Source organism: Bacillus sp. 2175 (assembly GCF_057812155.1).
In genome coordinates this window covers 1-18,299 of record NZ_JBSZSU010000007.1, presented here as the reverse complement: position 1 = coordinate 18,299, position 18,299 = coordinate 1, and the positions used below count along the sequence as shown (strand labels likewise).

22 protein-coding genes are annotated in these 18,299 nt (G+C 32.8%); all 22 read right to left on the bottom strand.

Annotated features, from left to right (window positions below):
• Window positions 1-3 precede the first annotated feature (3 nt).
• Complete coding sequence (locus ACXKY9_RS28360) at window positions 4-1,197, bottom strand: hypothetical protein (RefSeq protein ID WP_016097497.1); 1,194 nt, start codon at window positions 1,195-1,197, stop codon at window positions 4-6.
• A gap of 88 nt (window positions 1,198-1,285) precedes the next feature.
• Window positions 1,286-1,507, bottom strand: coding sequence for a hypothetical protein (locus ACXKY9_RS28355; protein ID WP_016097498.1), 222 nt, complete (start codon window positions 1,505-1,507; stop codon window positions 1,286-1,288).
• A 15-nt stretch (window positions 1,508-1,522) separates the two neighbouring features.
• Window positions 1,523-1,792 carry a DUF6440 family protein gene (locus ACXKY9_RS28350; RefSeq protein ID WP_016097499.1) on the bottom strand — a complete coding sequence of 90 codons (270 nt, stop codon included), beginning with the start codon at window positions 1,790-1,792 and terminating at the stop codon, window positions 1,523-1,525.
• A gap of 1 nt (window position 1,793) precedes the next feature.
• Window positions 1,794-2,243: a hypothetical protein gene (locus ACXKY9_RS28345; protein WP_016097500.1), complete on the bottom strand. Its 450-nt coding sequence runs from the start codon at window positions 2,241-2,243 to the stop codon at window positions 1,794-1,796.
• Window position 2,244: 1 nt separating this feature from the next.
• Complete coding sequence (locus tag ACXKY9_RS28340) at window positions 2,245-2,370, bottom strand: hypothetical protein (protein ID WP_016097501.1); 126 nt, start codon at window positions 2,368-2,370, stop codon at window positions 2,245-2,247.
• A 105-nt stretch (window positions 2,371-2,475) separates the two neighbouring features.
• Entirely contained in the window at window positions 2,476-2,775 is a 300-nt protein-coding gene (locus tag ACXKY9_RS28335) for a hypothetical protein (RefSeq protein ID WP_228522939.1), read from the bottom strand.
• 153 nt (window positions 2,776-2,928) lie between these two features.
• Window positions 2,929-5,892, bottom strand: coding sequence for a Tn3 family transposase (locus ACXKY9_RS28330; RefSeq protein ID WP_000538375.1), 2,964 nt, complete (start codon window positions 5,890-5,892; stop codon window positions 2,929-2,931).
• An 18-nt stretch (window positions 5,893-5,910) separates the two neighbouring features.
• Window positions 5,911-6,765: a TnP I resolvase gene (gene tnpI / locus ACXKY9_RS28325; RefSeq protein WP_000382147.1), complete on the bottom strand. Its 855-nt coding sequence runs from the start codon at window positions 6,763-6,765 to the stop codon at window positions 5,911-5,913.
• A gap of 260 nt (window positions 6,766-7,025) precedes the next feature.
• Entirely contained in the window at window positions 7,026-7,427 is a 402-nt protein-coding gene (locus ACXKY9_RS28320) for a hypothetical protein (RefSeq protein WP_016097503.1), read from the bottom strand.
• A 188-nt stretch (window positions 7,428-7,615) separates the two neighbouring features.
• The gene (locus ACXKY9_RS28315; RefSeq protein WP_016097504.1) at window positions 7,616-8,269 is read right to left on the bottom strand and encodes a hypothetical protein; all 654 of its coding nucleotides are present in this window, start codon (window positions 8,267-8,269) and stop codon (window positions 7,616-7,618) included.
• Window positions 8,270-8,285: 16 nt separating this feature from the next.
• Entirely contained in the window at window positions 8,286-8,513 is a 228-nt protein-coding gene (locus ACXKY9_RS28310) for a hypothetical protein (RefSeq protein ID WP_016097505.1), read from the bottom strand.
• A gap of 217 nt (window positions 8,514-8,730) precedes the next feature.
• Window positions 8,731-9,294, bottom strand: coding sequence for a hypothetical protein (locus ACXKY9_RS28305; RefSeq protein WP_073340416.1), 564 nt, complete (start codon window positions 9,292-9,294; stop codon window positions 8,731-8,733).
• A 246-nt stretch (window positions 9,295-9,540) separates the two neighbouring features.
• Window positions 9,541-10,392, bottom strand: a complete 852-nt coding sequence (locus ACXKY9_RS28300; RefSeq protein ID WP_073340412.1) for a type IV secretory system conjugative DNA transfer family protein — start codon at window positions 10,390-10,392, stop codon at window positions 9,541-9,543.
• A 146-nt stretch (window positions 10,393-10,538) separates the two neighbouring features.
• The gene (locus tag ACXKY9_RS28295) at window positions 10,539-10,781 is read right to left on the bottom strand and encodes a hypothetical protein (RefSeq protein WP_016097509.1); all 243 of its coding nucleotides are present in this window, start codon (window positions 10,779-10,781) and stop codon (window positions 10,539-10,541) included.
• Between the two features lie 380 nt (window positions 10,782-11,161).
• Window positions 11,162-11,653, bottom strand: coding sequence for a DUF5512 family protein (locus ACXKY9_RS28290; RefSeq protein WP_016097511.1), 492 nt, complete (start codon window positions 11,651-11,653; stop codon window positions 11,162-11,164).
• 96 nt (window positions 11,654-11,749) lie between these two features.
• A complete protein-coding gene (locus tag ACXKY9_RS28285; protein WP_021729740.1) occupies window positions 11,750-11,938 on the bottom strand; it encodes a hypothetical protein in 189 nt (62 codons plus the stop codon).
• Window positions 11,928-12,452: a hypothetical protein gene (locus ACXKY9_RS28280; RefSeq protein ID WP_016097512.1), complete on the bottom strand. Its 525-nt coding sequence runs from the start codon at window positions 12,450-12,452 to the stop codon at window positions 11,928-11,930. Before ACXKY9_RS28280 ends, ACXKY9_RS28285 begins: the two co-directional genes overlap by 11 nt.
• A gap of 484 nt (window positions 12,453-12,936) precedes the next feature.
• On the bottom strand, window positions 12,937-13,239 hold the full coding sequence (locus ACXKY9_RS28275; protein WP_016097513.1) for a hypothetical protein: 303 nt from the start codon (window positions 13,237-13,239) through the stop codon (window positions 12,937-12,939).
• Window positions 13,240-14,116: 877 nt separating this feature from the next.
• Window positions 14,117-14,269: a hypothetical protein gene (locus tag ACXKY9_RS28270; protein ID WP_016097514.1), complete on the bottom strand. Its 153-nt coding sequence runs from the start codon at window positions 14,267-14,269 to the stop codon at window positions 14,117-14,119.
• On the bottom strand, window positions 14,244-15,506 hold the full coding sequence (locus tag ACXKY9_RS28265; RefSeq protein ID WP_016097515.1) for an AimR family lysis-lysogeny pheromone receptor: 1,263 nt from the start codon (window positions 15,504-15,506) through the stop codon (window positions 14,244-14,246). Before ACXKY9_RS28265 ends, ACXKY9_RS28270 begins: the two co-directional genes overlap by 26 nt.
• Before the next feature lie 290 nt (window positions 15,507-15,796).
• Entirely contained in the window at window positions 15,797-16,555 is a 759-nt protein-coding gene (locus ACXKY9_RS28260) for a hypothetical protein (protein ID WP_021729741.1), read from the bottom strand.
• 202 nt (window positions 16,556-16,757) lie between these two features.
• Entirely contained in the window at window positions 16,758-18,299 is a 1,542-nt protein-coding gene (repS, locus tag ACXKY9_RS28255; protein WP_016097341.1) for a replication initiation protein RepS, read from the bottom strand.

Here is an 18,299-nt window from a genome sequence, read left to right as displayed (position 1 = left end):
AATTTAATCCTTGCTCTTAACTTTGGTATTATTAAACATGATACCCTCTGAATAAAATCGATTGTCTATGAGTTCAGGTCCATATTGCTCACATGTGAATTCTAACCCATATCTTTCCTTAAACTCATATATCTTGAATTTACTTCTTCTATTTATTTCTTGTTGAATTTCTTCCTCTGTTGCTACTCTTTCAATCTCATCCTCATCCATAAATACAGTTATGTTTTTTTTATTTTCAACTATAAAATAACCATCTAAGCGAGTGATACTTTCAATACTAAGGTAACTCCATTCATCAAGAGTTACAGAATATCTATTACTATGAAATAAAGTATTAGAACTTATTACCTGACAAGTACATCCTTTATAAATAACCCAATCACCATAATTTAAATCAATCCAATAGCTCTTTCTTTGTCGTTTTAACCATCGTATTAAAGAAGGTATCGCTTCATGCACTAATACACAGAATATAAATATGATAATATACGCTATTATCATTAAAATTACAGCTAATATTAAAAACGAACTTAAATTTAACCACTGGCTATTAAACCAATCAAGGTATAACCAATTAGGAATTTCACCAGTAACAAGCAAATTTATCACAATAGGGATAAACGTAAAACCGCCTATTGCAATCGAATCTTTTTTCAGGTCACTCTCAGGCTCAAACGTTGATTGATTAACAGAAATATAATAAAACAGCCAGTTTGTACACCATAAAAGATAACTCATAACAAATCCTGGTAATGAAATCCCATCATAAATATATCCAGCCATGCACGTCCCAATTATGATGAGCAAACAACTAATACGAAATATATAAGTTAGCCTTGCATCAATAACTTTTCTAAAATGTGAATACTCATCAATTTCTTTGGCATTCTGTTCCTTGCAACATTCACAAAATATTCCACGGAATACTTTGGTTAATATTATGCCATCACCTACTACCTGATAACATTTCGCACATCGAAATGCCCATCCAAGCTCGAATAACTCCTCCCTTAAAGACATACCGAATTCCGCTTTAAGGCACTCATATTTTTCTATTCCCACATCATCTATACACCTTCCCTCCTTATAAGCATCACTTTTTAATATTGCCTTATTTTCATTTTTCGACCTGACAATTTGATGTAATTTATCTTCATCTGTTATTCCTTTTTTATACCAAACATGAAAGACTGGCATTATATTCTCTCCTCCCTTCCAACTTCATTACTGTTTAAATAAAACTAAAAAGTCTACCAATAGGCTTTGATAGACTTTTGATTTCTATTTAATTCACTTGTAATTTAATCCTTGCTCTTAATCCTGGTACTTTTAATGGATCAAGCTTCCTTAACTCATCTATAAACACGAATTCTTTTTCCAGGAGTACTTCTGCTTCATCTATTGGGTACTCTTGAACTCCATCATCCAAAACAATTCTTTTATTTTTAGAGTAAAAAAGGAATCCATAAGTATAATCCTCATGAATTCCTTCAATATAAACTGACATTGTAACCCTCCATATTTAGTTGTAATTTTGCTCAGAGATTTTTTTACACCCTTTCGGTTTACCCTGTTCATCTAGTCTAATTGTCATTCCACCATATGTAACATTTCCAACAAATTTATTTCTATATAAATACTCACACCCTGTCTCTTTATCTACAAAAACCTTAATACCTTCTTTCTCACTTGAAATCTCTTGTACAGCTTCAGAATCCCCTGTTACCGGCTTATCAACATCTACACAACCAACAAGCCCTATAAGAACAAATCCTAGTAAGAATTTTTTCATACTATTTCTGCTCCTTTATGATCTTGTTAATTTTTACTGGTTCATACATTTCTAATTCTTCATTTTCACTATCTACTTTTTGAGTTTCAAAAGTAACGCTATAATTCTCACCATTAACTTGTACTTTACATGTTATATCTTTACTTACCCAATATGCATCCGTATTGGTGTTTAGTTCTGCATCTTCTGATAAAAATAAAAGAGTGCGTGTACCGAGCATTTTGAAATATTTGCTACTAATATTTAATTCTTTTTCAATCATCCCTTCTGCTATTTTTATATTTTCATGGGTTTGTTCTATCTTTATAGCATGCGCCTTATTGCTCTTATCAAGATACTCCTCCCAACTAATTCCTATATAAACTAGCCCTCCAACAATAAAGATAATTATGCTTATTACTTTAATTAACCCTATTTTAGATCTGGTATTCTTCTTTGTTTGCGAATCCATGCTACTTACCTTCTCGTTTTCCTTGATTTTCTTGCTGTCTTTTTCGTTCCCATTCTTGCTTTTTATAAAACATTTTTATTGATTCTTCCCAATACGTATATTTACAATCTGTTTCTTTTATTTTCATACTTCTTCTCTCCCTTTAATTTATTAGCCAATGGATATAAAGAACTAGCAATACTAATATTAGAAAAACAATTCCTGAAATGATAATAATATTGACCATTTTAAGTTACTCCCTTACTAACTTTTCAATATTTTTAGGGGCATACATTTCAGTATTCGTTTTTTTATCAATTATTTTTTTGACATTAAAATACACTTTATACTTTCCATCATCCGTTTTGACATTACAATTCATGTCCTCTTCTACCCATTTTTGATTATTTAGTTCTTTGCCATGTCTATTATCAAATAACTTAATGTTTTTAATATCCTTATTTAGTTCCTTTGCAATTAACTCTTCTGCTATTTTAATATTTTCATAAGTTTGTAGGGATTTTACCTTATCCTCTTTTGCTTCATTAGTCATCCATGTATAAGACCATAAGAAAAACCATATCATCAGTGCAAATATGAGACACTCTATACTAAATATCATTTTTATTAGCTTCTTCATGGGGTACCGCCAGCATTTCGGAAAAAAACCACGCTAAGGATTTTTTCTATAAAAAGAGCCGTTATATTAAGAATAAAACGGCTCTTTTATACGTAAAGGACGTAAATTCATTTGCCCAGTGTCATGTAATCCTTCAAATTTGTATTCTCCAAGAAAATTGATATGTTCCCATCCTAACGGCCACGCATATGGCATTAAATCTTCTCTAAATTCTCCTCTTGCTTTTAATTCTTCTACGGCTTTTTCCATATATACAGTGTTCCACACACTTATAGCGTTAATAATTATGTTTAGTGCACTAGCTCTTTGTAACTGGTCTTGGAGAGCACGTTCTCTAAATTCTCCACGTTGTCCAAAAAATATAATTCTAGCTAATGCATTGATTGCTTCTCCTTTATTTAAACCTTTTTGAACCCGTCTCCTTACGGCTTTATTAGATATGTAATCCAGCGTAAAGAGGGTTTTCTCGATTCGTCCCATTTCTCCAAGTGCTGTTGCGAGTTTATTTTGTCTTGCATATGATCCGAGCTTCCCCATGATAAGAGCGCTAGATACTTTTCCTGTTTGAACCGAGTATGCCAACCTTCTAATATCTTCATAGTTTTCTTTTATTAACTTTACATTAATTTTTCCTTTTAAAAGTGCTTGAACATTTTCATATTCTTCTCCACCAGGTATAGAAAAAAGCTTAGTATCTGCCAAATCACGAATACGAGGAGCAAATCGAAATCCCAACAAGTGTGTTAAAGCGAAAACTTGATCTGTATATCCAGCTGTATCTGTGTAATGTTCTTCAATTTTTAAATCTGTTTCATGATGAAGAAGCCCATCTAATACATGAAGAGCATCTCGTGCATTGGTAGTAATGACTTTCACATGATAGGCAGATAGCTGATCACTTACAAATCGATAAATGGTTCCACCTTTTCCCGTTCCATAGTGTGGATTGGAATCTGCATGTAGAGAACGTACAGCAATGGATAAACGCATACCATCAGAAGAAGAAGTTGTCCCATCTCCCCAATAGGATGATAACTTTTGTTCCTTTTGGAAATTCACGAGAATAGATTGAGCGCGAACCATTGCATCATCATACATTCTCCATTGTGAAGCATTTGCCATTTGTCTATAGGAGATTCCAGGGGTAGCTTCCGCCATTTTTGTAAGACCTATATTTGTCCCCATTGCCATCAAAGTAGCTAATACAATATTCTGTTCCTCTTGATCAGGAGATTGATTGGTAGAGGCGTGGATAAATTGATCATGAAATCCAGTCCAACTGGCCACTTCTATTAGTAAATCTGTCAGTTTTATTCTGGGTAACATACTATGAAGAAGTTTACTAAATGCTTTTGCTTCTTCTGGAGTTCCTCTATCCAATCGCTCAACATGTAGTTTTCCTTGACTAATATCTACTCCTTCTAATTTCTCGCTATTTTTTGATAACCATTCTAAATGTTCATTTAATCGGTTTATTCGGTCAGTTATATAATCTTCAGCTTTTAAAGGGGCTGTAAGGCCATTTGGAATGTTTGAAACTTCGTTCCATTCATCATACGGTATAAGATAATCATCAAATGCCTTATGATGTCTACTGCCTGATACAAAAATATCTCCTGAACGAATATGATTTCTTAACTCGGTTAAAGCTGCCAATTCATAATAGTGCCGATTAATGTTTCCGTCATCATCATATACATGTTTTTGCCAACGGTTAGATACAAAGTGTAAGGGAGCGCCATGAGGCACTTTTCGTTTACCTGTTTCATTCAATTCATGAATCGTATCAAGTGCTTGTAAAACGGGTTCTCCAGATTTCGTCGCTCTAAAATGAAGACTGCGTAATAAAGTAGGTGCATATCGTCTAACATAGGAATAACGAGTATTTAACAAATCCAAATAGTCATAATTTAAAGGCCGTGATAGTTGTTTTGCTTCTTCAACAGATTCGACCATCTCATTCCATGACATTACTTCATCTAGGGCTGCAAAAGCATCTTTACCCGTTTCTTTTGCCTCAATTAGTGTCCCGCATACAGTAATAAATTGTAAAATCTTCTCGTTTAATTTTTTCCCATTTGCTTGCTGTATTTCGTCTTGTTCTTTTTTCCCTTTTGTTTGAAGATTCATCATAAGACGATCATGAATTTCAATTGCGTAATCTATAAGGTCTTGTGTAATCTCCAATAAAAATGAGACTAACATACTATATCTTTTTACTTCATTGAATCGTCTAAAAGCATATGGCTCATATTTTGATCCTAATCTAGCGAGCTGCCGAAGACGATTTGTATTAATTTTTGTGGTATCAATAGTAAGACCAATTTTTTGAACAAATTGTAATCGGTCTATTACTTTTAAAAATGATTCTGGTGAAGGCTGGGCCGGTACATCTTTTAGCCATGCTAATGGAGATTTACCATTTATAGTTGGTAAAAGTAACGCATCTAATTGATCTTTTTGTTCTTGGACCAAACCGTCATGTAGTATACTATACACTTTCTGATCTGCTTGTTGCTTTGCTTCCCAGACGATATCTTCAATCACATACATAGCTGGAAGAATGACTTTCATTTTTCGCAATGTAGATATTGTTATTTCAATTAAATAGAGGGTATTATTGTTATCCATTGCTTGTTGCACTAAAAATTGTAATAAAGTTTCTTTATATTCAGAAGAAAAATTCTGATATCCATATTCTGTTCGAATTTCCCCAAGATGCTCCCATAAAGTATTCCCACGTTTGGCATATACTAAAAATTCTTCAGGTGGAATCTGTAACTGACTCGCAACGTAAGCCACTACATATTGTGGAATGTCTTTATATTCTGTTAAGGACCAGCCAGGATAACGAATTAATGCAAGCTGAAGAGCGAACCCTAAACGATTGTATCCTCTACGGTGTTTTAATATTAAATGTAAGTCATGTTTAGAAAAAGTATGAAATGTTACCAAATCCCATTCTGTTAAACGTGATAAATCCATTAACTCATTTCGTTGTGCCTCTGACAGTAATTGTTTAACTCCCATTGTTTCCCCTTTACTCCTTTATAAGAGCTCCATTTTATTTTTTAGCTGCAGTTGGTTTGGATTTGTGTAAAGTAGTGTCGTATGGATGTTAGAGTGCCCAGCTTGATTTGCAACTTCATGAATGCTAAATCCTTTTTCAATTGCATTCGTACAGAAGAAGTGTCGTAATTGGTGTGGAGTAATAACATTGCTGTATGATTTAAAGATACGATTGACGACCGTACGGTCGAGCTTTTCTCGCTTTTTACTAATAAAAAGATACGGAGATTCATGTGCTGTACTGTATGTTTTTCGATCGATGAGATAATCTTTGATAGCACTAAGTACCTTACTATTTAGTAATACAATTCGTTGTTTACCTCCTTTTCCACTTCGAATAATACATTCCCCAGTCTGTAAATTGAAGTCATTCATTTTGATAGATAATGCCTCTGAAATACGTACTCCTGTATATGCTAGGAGAGTGGCAATTGCATAATTACGTTTGTTATTATCCTCTAACACACTTTGTAAAAACTTTTTTACATCTAATTCAACAATTTGGGTTGGAGAAGCATAGACAGTTTGAACCTTTATCATGTCTGTTTTTAAAATTACTTGATCTTGTTGACTTCCTTTCTGTATTAGAAATTCATTAAATTTAGCAAGGCTACTAATCTTGTGGTTAATGGACTTGGCGTTCAACATTTTGACATTCTTTAAATAACTAATGTACTCTAAGATATTTTGTCGGTACAATTTTGTTAATTTTCTGTCATAGGAACCTTCAAACCATTTTATGTACTGTCTAATACCTGATGTGTATCCCTGAACAGTGTTCTCAGTTTTATTCTCTTGTTTAAGATAAGAAGAAAACTGTTTTGCAACATCCATGTGATTTCCTCCGCGTCTATAAATTGTGTTGCGTCTAAAAGTATTTATTTATCGATAAATTGTGTTGCGTTAAACCCCTAGATTTATATTTATTATAACACCTAATACAACACAATTAATATTGTGTTGTATTATTTTTTGTATAAAAAAAGACACTGTATGTGTCTTGGAATAATGATATATTTTCTGATTTTTTAACTCTGATTTTCTTAGCGTGGTTTTTTTCCGAAATGCTGGCGGTACCCCTTCATAGAATCACCTTACTCTTTCTTACCACACTCTAGCTTTTTCATTGTCGCTGAACCTGATCCCGTACTACTGGAGCTATATGTATAAAGATAATTACAATCTTGTACCTTATCATGTAAAATGATTACTTCTTGTAAGGCTGTATTTCGAGGATCAGTTCCCCTTACACCATCATCAACAATATGAGCTTCTAGAATTTCAATTCTTGATTCCTTATTTCGTTCTTTATTTGTAATCTTAATTTCTCCTAATTCATAATTTTCTTCGGTATTTGTAACTTCTTTATTTACACTTGTAGCAGCCTTTTCATTCTCCGCTGCCATAGTACCTGTATTAGTAGAATTCGAACAACCTACTAAGCTATATAGCGCCATAGCGTACGCTAAACTAATTAATGCTTTTTTCTTATTCATATCTCCATCCCCACTTCCCTAATTTCTTAAATTGCCTTTCCTTTTGAGATTAATTACAAACAAAACATACTGATTACTACCTAATATGCTTTGTTTATAGCTAATCTTTACCAATAAAAAAGAGCAGCCAATTAAGATCTGCTCTTTCTTTTACATTCTCTTATTTTATTAATCCTCAACAGAAACCATTAATCACAACTTGGGCCGCTATCACCAATCGATGAAGAATCCGATTGGGAACAATTATTATCATCCCCTGAAGAATAAATTGAACTTCCTAATGCAACACCTAAAACAATATTATTAATGTCATTACTTTCCGTACTATTAGAAGAATGAGTAGACCCATTGTATGAACGTATTGGACTTCCTTTACCTCTCGTTTTATTAGTGTTCTGTTTACCCAAATTAGTAGAAACATTGTTATTTTGGTTAAATACTCGCTTCATCATATCTCTATCCCCTTTTTCATATCGATTTTTTTTATCCTTGCTATGATCAATTACATAAACAGGATTCTGATTTATATCATCTTTTTGTATATTAATTTTTGAAGGAGAATTTTTTTCTTTTTTATATCTCCTAATTTCTTTCTTTTTCTTCAAAATAGTTATAATTCCAATGATATACCCTATCCAGAAAGCAGCACCAATAATATAATTAAAAATAATATCAACAAGAGTAGTTGGAAAACCCTCTCTATCTAGTACATTTTTCATCATTGGTTCTATTCCCCACTGTAACGCCAAAAACATAATACATCCTATAAATAAAGATATCCATATACCACCAATTTCATCTTCCAGTTGACCTATCCTACGTTCTTTTTCTGCTGCATTCAAAACATTCACCCTCTTACTAGCTTTTTATTAAGGCATTTGCTACCTGATAGCAAAAGAAGTTTTCACTAAGTACTTGAAACAAAGGATCTGACATCCATGCAGCATCTTCGTCTAACACGCCTTTTACGTTTAAAGCATCATTAAACTTCTGCATGATACCTTTCTCTTCATATAAGTTCTCTCCAACTTGAACGAACATTTCCCAACCTTTTTCATTAATTTTTATTGTGACTTCCTTGTTCATGATTTCCCCCCTCGTTTGCTACGGTTAGTATAGGATCTATTTTCTGAATACCAATTATATTTTTTTAGAATCATACAATTATTTAATACCTTTCCCATAACAATTAGTACAGGTTACTTTAATACCAAACTCCTGCGTTTCATAACCAAATGAATTCTCTTTTATTATGTAATTTTTACCGAACATGAAACCTTTGCCCTGGCACTTTTTACATTTTCTAACCTTCTTCATTGTCCGTCTCCATCCATTTCCCCCAGGTTAAAAGTAAAATAAAGATTTCACCATCAACTTTCACACTTACTCTTAATCCTGATTTCTCTAGATCATCAATTATTTTCAAGTAAACATTACTCTTATAAATTACTTCTTCTGCAATTTCTTCCATGCTAAGTTCAATTATTTCATCTTCCCAACAAATACCTACAATTCTTTTTACGTCTTTGCGATATTTCCAATACTTCCATTTAATAACGACACTATTATAGAAAAACCTACAAAAGAAATTCGAAAATGTTTTTCTAATCATATCCTTAAAATTGAAACTAGTACGGTTCTCCATAATGTTACAATTCATTAGGCTTATTCCTAAATGATCAAATCCTTTATTCATTTGCTCTCTAATTTTTTTAGTAAGAAATTTACTAGTAAACTCTTTTTCTAAAAAATTTTCAAAAGCTATTCTATAAATTTCTAACACCACTTGTTTTTCTTTCTCTGAATTATGCTTCAAATTAGCTAACTCGTATTCCGTTATTAGGGGTTTTTTTACCAATACAAACACCTCCCTCTACTTTTATATACAACTGTTTAACAAAAAGAGCAGTCCCTTTAGGATCTACCCTTTTTCAGTACCAATCTTGTTTAAAATATTTTAGATGTACATAAGAGTAGAGGTAACAACGCTATATCACCTGGGGAAAGGAGGAAGAAATATATCTGTTACCTCCACTCTTATACACAACTGACTATAAAAAAAGAGCAGACCTTTAAGGAGCTGCTCTTTTATCATCTTTATCTTTAGATTTTTTTACACTTTAGGATATAACGCTCTGCCCAAAATATCCTCAGCATTGTAAGTTTCTACAAGTTTTGTCCATGAATCATTTCCATAAGGATTATCTCTATAGTTTTTCTGTAAGATTCCTAAATTAAGAGGTAAATCCATTAACATACCCGCTGTCAATGGTAAAAACAATAAGTTTGTTACTAAAAATTTCGAGTGAAATTCTACATGATGATATTTCAGCTTCTCTGCAATCCATTCAGCTGTTTGTGGATCAAGTATTCTTTTATAAAGTACATAATGACAATTATCTAGAATAACATCATCCAATCTTAGTACATGCTGAACGCTCAACGTGGTGCTAATTCCGTATCCACACCATGTTTGAAAAATAGCATGAAACTTAGGAGATGCATATTCTTCATATTCCATAAGGAAAAGATGTAATGATTTTTCTTGTCCCCACTTTATATCTTGCATTTCTTTTATTTCCATTAAGAATTCCATAACACGTTGACTATTCATTTCTTGATTTCCAAAAAATTCATTAGGGAAGATTACATGAATTAAAAGTTTTTCTTCTTTTTTTGCCATTAAATCATTATTTAACTGCCGCAAAATATCTTCTTTTTCTAAATTATACGTTAAAATATGATATCCTTGTTTTTCTTTAAATGTATACACATTTGATATTTGATCTATTGGATCTATTACTACTAAATTCTTTTCTTCCTCTAGCAGAATGTTAGGTATTATAACAGAAAAATCTTTTCCTGTTCCTATTCCACCTACAACAGCTGTGTTTACATTCTCTTGCTCCTGTACTTCTTCCTTCACGATTTCAACAGCTTTTTCGACTTGACCAAGCCTTACCATGCTAACACCTCCACTTTCTAATCAACTTGTAATTTATCGATTAATTACAAACAAAACATATTGAAGATACTCAATATGCTTTGTTTATTGCTAATCTCAAAACATAAAAAGAGCAGCCCCCAGGGATCTGCTCTCTTTACATAAAATTATTTCACTTGATAATCAATAAACATTACTTGATCACGAAACACTTCAAACTTTTCTACTTTACCATCAATACCTTCAAATCCATCTCTACTTTCTTGCATCTCTACTTCAAATATTGCATGTCCAACACCCTGAAAAAACTTATTATTAATAAATATACTCGCTTTCTCTATATTCTCCGATTTGATAATAGTCGATCTTCTTAAACCACTTACAAAATGAAATGTTGCAACAATATTCATGACTTTCCCCCATTTAAAATGTGCAAAAAGAGTTTGCACACAAAAAATATATTTAGTCTAAAAGCATGGTAATAACCATTTTTTCAATTCCCAGCCAGGTTAAAGTTGTTAAAACCAAAACTAACAACCACAAACAAGCATCTTTTACAGCTGATTTGACGTTTTCCATTACTACATTGTCTTTTCTGTAAGAATCATTATGAATGATAGCGATGCATCAAATAACAAAATCATTAAAACCATAAAAGTTATCATAGCTGGAAATAACAGTTGATCTCGGCTGATCATATCCCCTTACCTCCCATTGCCCTACTTAATTTTGACAATAAAAAAGAGCAGAACCATTAATATGATTCTGCTCTTACAGTTATTTGTATGTCCTAATTTGTCTTTTCGAATTTCTTTAGAGTCTTCTTATTATTCTCATACTCTTTTTTCAAAAGATCCTCTTTATCACTAGAGCTTTCTAATTCTTTCTTGATTTCTTTCCATTTGGTATCATTTGGATGCGAAGAACCAATATACACAGAATTAAAGCCTTTTTCTGTAGTTGCAAGTATGTAATATTCATAATCATTTACAACCTGCAAAGGATCTCTACCATTTATTTTTTCTTTTACAGAAATTGATACAACTGAATACGAATCAACTTTATATTCCGTTGGCTCCACCTTATAAATTGCTTCACGATTTTGATACCCTTTAACTCTCCATTCGTTGTCAGCTGTAATAGTAACGAAATTGTCTTTACTATTTTTATAAGTATCACCCTTTTTATAGGGGACTGAAGAACCTCCACACCCTGCAAGCAGTACTGTTATAGATATAAATAAAGCCGATACAGCTGATAAAAACTTAAACCTTTTAAACATGGTCTCTACACTCCATTCCATTTATATTCATTACATTAATATATTAACATATGAACATTTGAGACCCCACTACTTTTATAGCGCTATACTACAACCTTACTGCAAATGAACGAGCCAATGATTACCTCTTAGCAAAGTGATGTTAAACACTTTAAAGGTATGAATTACATTCATTTTATTACAGCAAACATCTATACTTTGTCCGAGATCATATCTTTCATCCAATCTAAACAAATCTACATGAATGCTCTTTGTTCTCAATATTTTCTCGATTTTATGATTCATCAGCTTCCCCCCATGAATCATTTTTTAGGGAAGCCAGTACCTTTTGTGTGCTATAGCGGTACAGCTGAGAAAACACTACATCTGATTTGTTCATTGTAACCAAGTATTCTGTTAATCCTACTAAGTGGACGAATCTCTTATTTGCACTAACTAGTAAATGTATGCCTAGTGATCGGCTACCAATTAATATTTTTACTGCATCCATTGTTTTCTTCTCTACACGTTCAAAGGAAGCTAGAGAAAGAAATAATGTCTTTCCATCTTGCTTATTTGAACTAAGTTGTTTACGTGCCTTTTTCAACGCTGCAAGACATTCAGTTTCGCTTGTATAATCGGTGAAATCTACATGATAAGCAAGTGTATCATTATCTTGTAATGCGTTTATTAGCTCTATTTGAAACTCTAAACACACATCATCTTTGCCTTCAATTAGGCAGCCTGTTGCATGCTTTGTTTTGCTTGTAAGAATATTTGCTATTTGCCTAATATACCTTTCTCGGCATTCCATACTCATAATTTTTTACTCCTATTTGATCTGTTTAATTCTACAAAAAATATTTTGTATTCTTGATTTTTAAAAAATAAACGGTCTATATTCGGTCGGATACAAATGCGAAAAAGGAGTATCTCCATTTGTAACAGGGGCGTTTAGTCTCGTTACGCCCTCTCGTTAAAGGAATGCTTGTACAAATATATCGCTTTGGAATTTCTCCGTCATGGCGTCATGTGTACAGCCCTTTAAGTAGTCTGTAGGCTTGCTACAGATAGACCAACATCGATTGCTATTTTCAAGCGGACTATTGTCCCTAAGGGTTTATTCGTGTCTTGCATCTCCTAGATTCACGAAATAGATTGGCATGCGATGATTTGCCCTTCCCCCAGCAACTATATCAAGTTTTCAAAGAACGTATGGGGAACATACACAAGAATTATGTCCTTAAGCTATGAACCCCAAGTGTGCTGTATTTCTTGCACAATTAAATCGATCAAATGTATTACTACTTCACTTTTTTCTTTGTTTTTCTCTCAAAAATAACCTGCATCAATGTAGCACATGGTTTATTCTTCTTGGCAATGATGATACCATCGCTATTTCTTACGCATTTGATATACCTAAACATATTTGTTACTGGAACTTCTCTTCTAACTGTTTGATCGTACAGATTGCCATTGTCGAGAACGACTAAATTCTTGCCATCAAATGTACTAACTTTGTGCGCTCTGTTTAATAGAGTGCCAACATCCATCTCTTTTGTTACTTTAAGCCTGTGTGTACCTTTGCTAAACTCTTTTTCTCTCATGGTTCTTCTCTCCAATCTTTAAAATTTCAGTTTGTATCTAGACTTTCTCAGGGTCTAGATTCATCATACTTAACAAGTTTCTTAACTCAACCCTATCCACATAAACAATTACAAATATAAAGGTGAGCATTATAAAATTTTCATATAGCCAATGGGTTTCTTACAGAATACAAAAAAGGCGTAAACTAATGTTTTAGTCTACGCCTTTTTCTTCAATCCGAAGAACCACTTTTAAGAAGGATAACCGCACAACATCAATAATATTGCTTAAACTCACGTGTACGTATACATTTACATATCTTGTATAAATACACGAAACAGTATAATATTATTGATGTTGCATCTCGTTATGCTTCATTAAGTGGGCAGCCTTTCTAAAACAGGTCGTTGTTTTAAAAGGTCGAAAATATCAAGAGTTGGTAGCTCTTTTTATTTTCAGCCCATGTAACTATGTAATTGTTAGTAGTTCACAATTTAGATGCTAATAAACATCTTTCAAAATTAAGATTACAACGATTGTGTTTTATCGTCAATCCATAATTTCTCAAAAACTGCTACATCTAACCAAACTACATATCAAAAGTCTTCGGAAAACCCAGTGTTATCAACGGATTAGATAACTGGGATTTTTTTTGACTTTTCTAAATTACAAATTGTGGAAATGCGTAGAACGTTTGTTCTGATTTTAACACTTCTTTTTAGCTTTGTTAATATAAAATCTTGATAATTAGTAATTAAAATATAGTTATCGTTTCATAGTTTGTGAATCAAATCACAATCCTTTACTAAATTACGAATTTGAAATTTAGTAAACATCCCTAAAAACAGCGAATGCGATTGCCTCATTTGAGACAATCGCATTCATAAATATAATTAATTACCCAACTCCGCCACCTGGGTTAACCATTTTAGCAAGTAAAGGCTTTTCATGTTTTTGGGAAATCTGATATGATTCTTTTTTTTCGTAAGCTGTACATAATACAACAGCAACTATAACTAAAACTTTAACTACACATAATACTTTTTTCATTTTCTACACTCCTATACATGATACCATTTTCCGAAAAATATTTCAATATAAAAATCGGTAATTCACTATAAAACCCTCCTCCTTTATACCTAAATAACTCAATAGATTTATGAATGTATTCTATATCATTCATCGCCAATCCTAAATAGCAATACTCTATTGGTAATAGATATCCATTCTCTTTTTTCATATTTTTTATAATCTTTATCGCCGTATCTCTATTTCCTTTTAGCGTTTCTAATAAAGCTTGTTCAGCAGGATGAAACACCTTAATATCATTTAGGTTGAAAAGTGGTTTCTCACTAGTTAAATACTGTACCATCTGCATAAACCCATATGTATTTAATATTTGTTTTTTTCTTACTTCCGCTCTTTTAAAATACAATGTATCTAAATATTGCAAAGCCATTTTCACATAACTTGATGCAGTTTCAAAGCAATCAAAGGTATATGACTCAGCTAAATACGAATATGCTGAAGCTTTTTGTATCGAAAAAACATCATACAAATCTTCCGTATCTATAATCTCATTACATAATTTGCGACAAGTTTTTATATCTCCCCCCAACAAATGTGCAGCAGCATGAACCTCCTTCATCCTAATTTTATACATATTTCTAGTAAATTCATCTTTTATTTCAGTGAATTTCGGCTTCGATATCTCAATATATTCGAAAAAAGAGGTTACTTTTTCTATATCATACATAATATAACATGTCAAAACATCATATAAAGCATTCATTTCAGTTGTCTTTATTACTCTACCCTTTTTACTACTCTCTAACTTTTCAAGTAACTCTTTACCTAGAAGAGTCCCTTGACCCCTTGTCCATACCAAATCATATACATAGGCCCATTCTCTATTTGTTGCAAGGGATGATGTTTTTTCCTGATCAACGAGTAGTTTTAACAGATTCAAATCTCCTTTAGCATGCGCATACTCCATCGCAATACGTAAGTTTTGTTTACTTGTGGTAAGTAAACAAAACTTGTGTATTAATTTCTGTTTTTGAAGTGCATCATTTTCATATAAAATATTTAACAACTTAATTAAACTCAAAAAATTGAATTGATTTTTCCCCGATAAACGCCTTGATAACAAGCCACTACTAATCCCAATTTGTTCCGCTAACTTACCATGAGTTCTTCTTTGAAAATCAATTTCATCAATAAGTATTCTTAGAAATTCTATTAACGCTTTTTTAGTTTCTTCTTGTTTATTTATTTTATCATGCATAAACATTTCTCCTTGAATAGAACTATGTAATTTCTAATTTTTAATTTATTATTTTAAAATCGAACCTTTCAGTCTGGAAGTATCAAAGTAAACAAAACTAAAAAATAATCTCGATCCATTTAATATTCTTTTAACGTAATGTTAGCATGTCGTATCTTAGCATAATAACACTAGAGATTTTGTCGTAAATTGTCGATAAACCGTACTTGTCAAATATGAAATAATGCATATTTTCAAAAAAGAGAACTTCAGTAATGAAACCAAAGTTCTCTTTTGCACTATTATTTTAGCTACCCTTCGCTTCTTAACTGTTTTCTTAAACTTCTGTTCCCAACATACAAATAGGCTTTTGTCTCATAAGGCTCATGTTTAAAATACGAGTAACTACCCTTAAAAATCGTTAGTTGGCGCTTCTCAGTCTGCAACAACACCCAATACTTACTTTCATCCAACACAACACCTGATACATTCTTACCACTAGGAAAATAAACCGTAATAGTATCCTCTACAGAAAATACATACTCCGTAGGCTTTTTATAATCAGCTAGTTTCATTTCCTTCGTATAGAAATCATTTGTCATAAGTAATGGATCATGCTTCACATGTGTAACATAAGATAAAGCACCCTTCATGATTGTATAGTAATTCTCTTTTTCAGTTTTAACATAAAGATAATAGGCATCTTCAGACAATAAAGTCCCTTTGATCCCCTTACCATCTTTAAATACACAACCTATCAGTTCACCAATCTCAAATACAAAGGATGTTTTCTTCTTCCCCTCGCTAAACTTAGGAGATCTTTCTTCAACAGTTGGAAACTCTTCATGCCTTATATATTTAACTTCAGAGAAATTAACTGTTACTTGATACAGAGCACCGTTCCCCTCCACATCAAGAACACAATAATACTCTTCTATTGTTGAAATTTTACCTTTTAACAAATCATCATGATTTAGTAGCTTTATATCTACAGTAGCCCCCCTCATAAATACAAAAGAGTGTCTGTAACGCCCTCTACTATCACGATCTATAGGATAATTTTTACCCAAAGTAAGCACCACCAATATTATAATTTTCTAGTAAACCTCTATAAATTTCACATACCATAATGAGTAGTTAACCCTAGTAGTATAAGACTAATCTCCAAGAATAAAAGAAACATAAACTATGTAAGGCCATAACGCTATAGCTAGCTGACCGAACCGTGTATCGTAGATATAATTATGTATTGGCAGAGTGGACAATTAAAAATTAACCGGCTGGTAGCCCTTCTAATATGCCGTATAGTGTTTCTTCTTCCGCCATAGCGTTACTTGTTTTTGCTTGTCCAAGAACATTACCCATTTGAGGGAATAGCCCTTGTAAATAGTTTAAATAGCTCTCTCTTCTTTTTCCGTTTTCCTTTAAAGCAAATGCAATTAGCATTCCTTGTGTAGATAGTCCTGTTTTTGCTGTTTTGCCTTTTCCCTCAACCGTTTTATAGATTTTTGTACTCCTTTTTAGAACCGTGTTTAATGTACTACGTGGAATGTTAAGCGCTTCGCACAGTTCTGATTGTGTAAAGTATAGCACAGGTTTATTATTTGAATTCATCGATAAGAAAGTAATAATGTCAGCTTCCCACTCGTGCCAATGACTACGCACACGATCCTTACGTTGTTTCTTATGTTTCTTCCAAAGTACAGAAGGCGCACGGAAAGCTGAAGCCTGTCCACCCACCCCATATGTTTGTAATAAACGCTCTATGTAATCTTTATGTGCTGCCTGATACTTTCCAGAGTACGCAGACATAACAATTCCTCTAACTTCAGTATGATCTAGCGGTTGCTCTAGGTTACTATTAAACTGATCCATTAAGTCCATTGTGTCTTTAATAACGTACTGACTTTGGAAACACGCTAAAGAAAGGGTGAAAATCGCATTGTTTCGCCCTGCTTTCGTTTGTTTTGGAGATACATTTGTACAACTAATCACCTGTTTGAACCATAGTTCATCCATTTGTTTTGGTTGCTCTACAGGAGCGTTTTTAGCAAAAGGACTCTCTATCACATTATGAAACTGTTCATTTCCCTTGTTGTCGTCTTGTCGCTTGCTCCACTCTTGTAACTCCTTGAATGTATACACATTTTCCTCAAAGAACATCACAACATTTTGTACTGAAGGCATTCTGAAGAACCCAAAGTGATTGCATGTTAAATCCACGTTTGACAAACTCTCAGCAAACATTTCTCGTAGGTTTTGAGAGATACGTTTCGCTGATTTAATAGCTATAAAGTTCTTGTTATTTGATACGTACACAGCTTTATCCAACACATAATACACTTGATAGCCCTTTGTTGTTTCAAGAATCATAGTAGGTACACCAAAACCTGCATTTAATGCCACATCATTAATCGCAGTCATAGGGAATGACTTTGAATCAATATCAATAACAAAACAGTTAATTTGTTGTAGGTTCTTTTCAGTATGCCCCACAATTGTACGAAGACCATTTTCACCATATGTACCAAAATTATATACATTAGGTGTCCAGTGTGAAGCCTGTCCAACATGATCCAGTACAGCTTCTTCAGATGATAATACTACGCCCCTAGTTCCAAACTTGGCGCTTAAATCTTCTTTCTTACGAGTAATAAAAACTGAACCTTTTTTATTCTTCTTGCCATTTAACACTTTGCTTTCAAATTTCTCTTGTGTTGCAATAGATACTAATCCAGCTTTCGAATTTTTAGATTTATATTTTCGTAACCCTTTATGTAGTATTAATTCGATAGCGCTTTGTACTGTATTCAT

Bases quoted from the DNA above. Each gene is read 5' to 3' on its own strand.
- ACXKY9_RS28360 (WP_016097497.1), bottom strand. From the start codon at position 1,197: ATGCCAGTCTTTCATGTTTGGTATAAAAAAGGAATAACAGATGAAGAT.
- ACXKY9_RS28355 (WP_016097498.1), bottom strand. From the start codon at position 1,507: ATGTCAGTTTATATTGAAGGAATTCATGAGGATTATACTTATGGATTC.
- ACXKY9_RS28350 (WP_016097499.1), bottom strand. From the start codon at position 1,792: ATGAAAAAATTCTTACTAGGATTTGTTCTTATAGGGCTTGTTGGTTGT.
- ACXKY9_RS28345 (WP_016097500.1), bottom strand. From the start codon at position 2,243: ATGGATTCGCAAACAAAGAAGAATACCAGATCTAAAATAGGGTTAATT.
- ACXKY9_RS28340 (WP_016097501.1), bottom strand. From the start codon at position 2,370: ATGAAAATAAAAGAAACAGATTGTAAATATACGTATTGGGAAGAATCA.
- ACXKY9_RS28335 (WP_228522939.1), bottom strand. From the start codon at position 2,775: ATGACTAATGAAGCAAAAGAGGATAAGGTAAAATCCCTACAAACTTAT.
- ACXKY9_RS28330 (WP_000538375.1), bottom strand. From the start codon at position 5,892: ATGGGAGTTAAACAATTACTGTCAGAGGCACAACGAAATGAGTTAATG.
- tnpI (WP_000382147.1), bottom strand. From the start codon at position 6,765: ATGGATGTTGCAAAACAGTTTTCTTCTTATCTTAAACAAGAGAATAAA.
- ACXKY9_RS28320 (WP_016097503.1), bottom strand. From the start codon at position 7,427: ATGAATAAGAAAAAAGCATTAATTAGTTTAGCGTACGCTATGGCGCTA.
- ACXKY9_RS28310 (WP_016097505.1), bottom strand. From the start codon at position 8,513: ATGAACAAGGAAGTCACAATAAAAATTAATGAAAAAGGTTGGGAAATG.
- ACXKY9_RS28300 (WP_073340412.1), bottom strand. From the start codon at position 10,392: ATGGTAAGGCTTGGTCAAGTCGAAAAAGCTGTTGAAATCGTGAAGGAA.
- ACXKY9_RS28295 (WP_016097509.1), bottom strand. From the start codon at position 10,781: ATGAATATTGTTGCAACATTTCATTTTGTAAGTGGTTTAAGAAGATCG.
- ACXKY9_RS28290 (WP_016097511.1), bottom strand. From the start codon at position 11,653: ATGTTTAAAAGGTTTAAGTTTTTATCAGCTGTATCGGCTTTATTTATA.
- ACXKY9_RS28285 (WP_021729740.1), bottom strand. From the start codon at position 11,938: ATGAATCATAAAATCGAGAAAATATTGAGAACAAAGAGCATTCATGTA.
- ACXKY9_RS28280 (WP_016097512.1), bottom strand. From the start codon at position 12,452: ATGAGTATGGAATGCCGAGAAAGGTATATTAGGCAAATAGCAAATATT.
- ACXKY9_RS28275 (WP_016097513.1), bottom strand. From the start codon at position 13,239: ATGAGAGAAAAAGAGTTTAGCAAAGGTACACACAGGCTTAAAGTAACA.
- ACXKY9_RS28270 (WP_016097514.1), bottom strand. From the start codon at position 14,269: ATGAAAAAAGTATTATGTGTAGTTAAAGTTTTAGTTATAGTTGCTGTT.
- ACXKY9_RS28265 (WP_016097515.1), bottom strand. From the start codon at position 15,506: ATGCATGATAAAATAAATAAACAAGAAGAAACTAAAAAAGCGTTAATA.
- repS (WP_016097341.1), bottom strand. From the start codon at position 18,299: ATGAATACAGTACAAAGCGCTATCGAATTAATACTACATAAAGGGTTA.